This is a genomic window from Stenotrophomonas sp. HMWF023, assembly GCF_003060985.1.
Lineage (GTDB): Bacteria > Pseudomonadota > Gammaproteobacteria > Xanthomonadales > Xanthomonadaceae > Stenotrophomonas > Stenotrophomonas lactitubi.
The window spans coordinates 1-1,109 of the sequence record NZ_QAIJ01000256.1; the positions used below are offsets into that span (position 1 = coordinate 1).

A 1,109-nucleotide genomic window follows, 5' to 3' on the forward strand; every position below is an offset into this window, starting at 1 on the left:
GTACCTGTGCCAGCGCACTGCCGACGCGGCCGTAGCCGATGACGATGGCATGGTCATGCAGGTCCAGCGACGGCCCGGGTGGCAGCTCGGTCTCCACCGCCGTGGGCGTGGTTTCCTGGTGCTTCAGCAGCCAGCGGTCGAGCAGGCCGAACACCAGCGGATTGAGCATGATCGAGATCAGCGCGCCGGCCAGCACCAGCGCCTGGCCGGTGGGCGGCAGGATCTTCAGGGTCACGCCGAGGCCGGCGATGATGAAGGCAAACTCGCCGATCTGCGCCAGGCTGGCCGAGATCGTCAACGCAGTGCCGGTGGGATGGCCGAACGCGCGCACGATGAAGAACGCCGCCGCCGATTTGCCGAACATGATGATGCCGGCGGTGGCCAGCACCTGCCAGGGGTGTTCGATCAGGATGCTGGGATTGAACAGCATGCCCACCGAGACGAAGAACAGCACCGCGAAGGCGTCGCGCAGCGGCAGTGAATCGCTGGCCGCCTTGTGGCTGAGTTCGGATTCATTGAGCAGCATGCCGGCGAAGAACGCGCCCAGCGCGAACGATACGCCGAACAGCATGGCCGAGCCGAACGCCACGCCCAGCGCGATCGCCAGCACCGACAGGGTGAACAGTTCGCGCGAGCCGGTACCGGCGATGCGCTCCAGGATCCACGGAATGACCCGGCGGCCGACCACCAGCATCACCGCTACGAACAGGCCCAGCTGCACGAACGTCCAGCCGATGCTGGCCAGCACGCTGCCGATGGTGTGGTGTTCATTGGCCGCGTCGGGCCCGAACACGCCGGCCATCACCGGCATCATCACCAGTGCCAGCACGCAGGCCAGGTCTTCGACGATCAGCCAGCCGACTGCGATCTTGCCGCGCTGGGTTTCCAGCAGGCGGCGCTCTTCCATCGCGCGCAGCAGCACCACGGTACTGGCCGTGGCCAGCGCGAAACCGAACACCACGCCATGAATGACCGGCCAGCCCATCAATGCCGCCAAGCCCCAGCCGAGCAGGGTAGCGACCAGGATCTGGCCGATGGCGCCGGGAATGGCGATTGCCTTGACCGCCATCAGGTCCTTCAGCGAGAAGTGCAGGCCGACGCCGAACATC

At 66.5% G+C, this 1,109-nt stretch carries 1 protein-coding gene; it reads right to left on the reverse strand.

Going from position 1 to position 1,109, the window contains the following annotated elements:
• Positions 1–1,109, reverse strand: a 1,109-nt coding sequence (locus DBR20_RS14380) for a cation:proton antiporter (RefSeq protein WP_108266645.1), incomplete at both ends; no start/stop codon positions are given.